The organism is Cohnella thermotolerans DSM 17683, assembly GCF_000429825.1.
Taxonomy (GTDB): Bacteria; Bacillota; Bacilli; order Paenibacillales; family Paenibacillaceae; genus Cohnella; species Cohnella thermotolerans.
In genome coordinates, this window is the sequence record NZ_AUCP01000122.1 from 1 (window position 1) to 3,574 (window position 3,574).

Annotated in this window: 3 protein-coding genes; 1 reads left to right on the forward strand and 2 read right to left on the reverse strand. The window is 50.2% G+C overall.

Annotation, left to right across the window (positions count from 1 at the left end):
- Positions 1 to 238 precede the first annotated feature (238 nt).
- Complete coding sequence (locus tag G485_RS27135; protein ID WP_027093530.1) at positions 239 to 670, forward strand: helix-turn-helix domain-containing protein; 432 nt, start codon at positions 239 to 241, stop codon at positions 668 to 670.
- 41 nt (positions 671 to 711) lie between these two features.
- On the opposite strand, the gene G485_RS0117230 is transcribed toward G485_RS27135, so the two are convergent.
- Both G485_RS0117230 and G485_RS0117235 read right to left on the reverse strand, forming a co-directional pair.
- Positions 712 to 1,983, reverse strand: coding sequence for a cytosine deaminase (locus tag G485_RS0117230; RefSeq protein WP_027093531.1), 1,272 nt, complete (start codon positions 1,981 to 1,983; stop codon positions 712 to 714).
- A gap of 13 nt (positions 1,984 to 1,996) precedes the next feature.
- On the reverse strand, positions 1,997 to 3,403 hold the full coding sequence (locus G485_RS0117235) for a cytosine permease (RefSeq protein ID WP_084423371.1): 1,407 nt from the start codon (positions 3,401 to 3,403) through the stop codon (positions 1,997 to 1,999).
- Between the last annotated feature and the right edge of the window lie 171 nt (positions 3,404 to 3,574).

Here is a 3,574-nt window from a genome sequence, read left to right on the forward strand (position 1 = left end):
TTTTCTATGTTTTCCTTGCAGATAAATTCGACAAAAGTAGCTCAAATCCCTTGTGGAATAAGGATTTTTTGTTCGTTCAGCAAGCCCTATTTATATCGTTCTGGATTTGCAGAACCGAAGGCAGATCCAATCGAATATCCTCAGAGCCATCACCAAATTAAAACAAACGGATCAACAAAACCTGCCGCTGTTCTCTTTCCGTGCAGGCGTCGGACGGCCGTTTTACGAGCTCTCGCACATGAAGAAGAGCCTGGAATCGGCCCAAGAAACGATTGCGATTCAAAAAGAGATCGGTCCTCTCCCCATACCGTTTTATAACGAACTTCATGTGTACCGGCTCATTTCCAGCATGAAAAACAACGGGCGGCTTTCCGATTTCGTTACGGATTACCTGGAGCCGGTTATTCAGCATGACGCCAAGAAAAACACGCAGCTTCTCCATACGTTGAAGGTATTTCTGAAATGGAGCGGAGCCAAACGCGAAACCGCAAAAGAGCTCTATATTTCGAGACAAACGCTCTATCACCGTTTGAAACAGCTCGCCGGCTTGCTCGGCGACGATTTCATGTCCCCGCCAAAACGGCTTGCCCTCGAACTTGCCGTGTATGCTTACGAGTTTTTAGGCGGAACAACGGAAAAAACCATTCAGCCTGCCCCTCGGGATGGATAGCAACCGGCTGAATGGTTTTTTCGCGAAGCCCGTTTGACGGGTTAATTTTTGCTGAAATCTACTGCAAGCTCTTTTCCGTCCAAATAAATCGACGTTGTTTCCGGTTCGGTTTTCGAAATGATCTTTCCTTGACGAATCGAATAGCGGACCGGAACTTGACGACGGATGGCATCATATTCGTCCTTGGCGGGAAGGATGATCAGGTTGGCCGGTTTACCGGCTTCAATGCCGTAACGGTCTTGGATATGCAGGGTTTTCGCGCTGTTATGCGTAATCAGATTCATCGCATTCACGATTTGTTCGTATCCTGTCAATTGGCATGCATGAATGCCCATGAACAAGACTTGAAGCATATTGCCGGTACCTAGCGGGTACCAGGGATCAAAAATATCGTCATGTCCGAAACAAACGTTGATGCCGGCTTCCGCCAATTCCTTGACACGGGTAATGCCACGGCGCTTCGGATAGGAGTCGAACCGTCCCTGCAAATGGATGTTGACCAGCGGATTGGCGACAAAATTGATCTTCGAGAGCTTTAGCAAACGAAACAACTTGAAGGTATAGGCATTGTTGTAAGAATGCATGGCGGTCGTATGGCTTGCCGTGACTTTCTCTCCGATACCGTGACGGTACGCTTCCGCCGCGACAACCTCGACGAACCGGGATTGTTCGTCGTCGATTTCATCGCAATGGATATCGACAAGCTTGTCATACTTCACGGCCAATTCAAAAACCGTCTTTAACGATTCGATCCCGTATTCCCTCGTAAACTCGTAGTGCGGAATTCCCCCGATGACATCCGCTCCCATCCGGATCGATTCCTCGAGCAATTCGGCCCCGTTGGCATACGACTTGATCCCTTCTTGCGGAAACGCCACGATCTGCAGGTCGATCCACGGCGACATTTCACGCTTCACTTCCAGCATCGCTTTCAACGCCGTCAATTGGGGATCCGTGACATCCACGTGCGTGCGGACATATTGAATCCCGTTCGCGATTTGCCACTCCAACGCTTTTTTTGCCCTTTTTTTCACATCATCGGCGGTCAGAAATCGTTTGCGTTCCGACCAAATCTCGATTCCTTCAAATAAGGTTCCGCTGGCATTCCATCTCGGTTCGCCGGCGGTCAACGCGGTATCCAGATGAATATGGGGCTCGATAAAAGGCGGGAGGACAAGACCTCCTTCCGCATCCACATCTTCCGGATTGCGGGGCCTGTTTTCCATCGAAACGATGTTCTGAATCCGCCCGTCTTCGATCTCGATTTCCCACAATCCGTCTTTTCCTTGCAGGCGTGCATTATATATGAACAAACGAGAGACCTCCCTATTTTTTCAATTTCGATAAAATATAATACAAAATCCCGCTCATCACAATAACCGGATAAGTAGCGCCTATGGTGTTTTTAAAGAACGGGAGATGATGGATGGCAAAGAACAGCACCACGCCAATGACCCAAACGGCAATCGCCGCTAAATTGAACCCGTTTTGATGCCAATACTTTCCGCCCACCTCCTCCATGGCTCCCGCATCGTAAGCACGCTTGCGAATGAAGAAGAAGTCTGCGATCAAGATGCCGAGCAGCGGACCGAACACCATCCCGATGTAGTCCAGAAACAGGATAAAAGAACTCAGGAAACTGCTCAAAAACAGCGGGATAAACGTCAAAACGGCTGCAACAAGAGTAACGATCCAAATCGCGGATATCGGCGTGATTTTCTTGGTGATGTTCGTCAACGAAATGCCGGCGGCCATCAGATTTACGGCATTCGCCGTGGTGCTCGTGATCACGATGACCAGCATGGCAAGCCATCCAAGTCCGAGTTTGCTCGCGATCGTGCTCGGGTCGGAATTGTTCGGGTCGTACGTCCCCGTCGCAATGGCGGTCCCGATCGTGGCGATGATGCCGACGAAACAAAACCAGAACAATCCGACATTGGCTCCGATCATCGGCGCCACTGTGGCGGTGGATTTGTTTTTCCCGTAACGGGTAAATTCCGCGATCGCGGTAACCCAGGCCAGACTGAAGGCGGCCATCGCATCCATGGCGGCGCCAAACGGCATCGTTTTATCCGCCGGAGGACGCCAGTTCACAATATCTTGGAACGAAACGTTTTGCAATACGACCACAGTTTCCCAAATCCCCAAGATCACGACAAGAATGACGCCGATGCGTTCCACCATTTTGACGGAACGGTGACCGAAAGCGATGGAGAAAATATGCAGCACGCTCATCAGCACAATGCCCATGATCATCGACTTGTTCCCGCCCGGCTCCCCGAATGCGGGCCAACCGAAGACGTCCTTGCAAAGAAAACTGACGGAAATGGCGGCAATAAACGTATTGACCGCGGTCCAGCCGATGAATTGGGTCGTATTGAGCAGCGAAGGCAGATAGCTGCCGCGCACCCCGAAAGCCGGCCTCGTCAAAGCCATGGTGGAGGTGCCCACTTTATAACCTGCGTAGCCGATCAAAGCCATGATGAAATAAGCGATGGGGTTGGCGATGAACATGACCGCGAGAGCCCCGGCAAATGCCGTGCCGGCAATGACGCCGCCGATATACCAAGTGCCGTTGTTGGCGTTCGCGCCTACCCATGTAGCCAGCATGTCCCAAAACGATAACGACCGGGCATGCAAAGGAACCGACTCCGTAGCCCCATACTCTTTGGCATCGGCCGATGCCCCGTCTTGCAACGAAACCTTCAATCCTCCCGTATCCGTATGACTCATGGATACAACCACCCTCCAAATGATGTGATTAATAATATTGTTATGTGTTCTATTATATAACATTAATCAGACTTGAAAAGTTGAGTCCGTATAATTGTGTAAAATGGTAGTTTACTGAAAATAAAGGGAGCCATAATCCCAATCCCTCAGTTAGAATGATGGTGTCTAAGC

Bases quoted from the DNA above. Each gene is read 5' to 3' on its own strand.
- G485_RS27135 (WP_027093530.1), top strand. From the start codon at position 239: ATGAAGAAGAGCCTGGAATCGGCCCAAGAAACGATTGCGATTCAAAAA.
- G485_RS0117235 (WP_084423371.1), bottom strand. From the start codon at position 3,403: ATGAGTCATACGGATACGGGAGGATTGAAGGTTTCGTTGCAAGACGGG.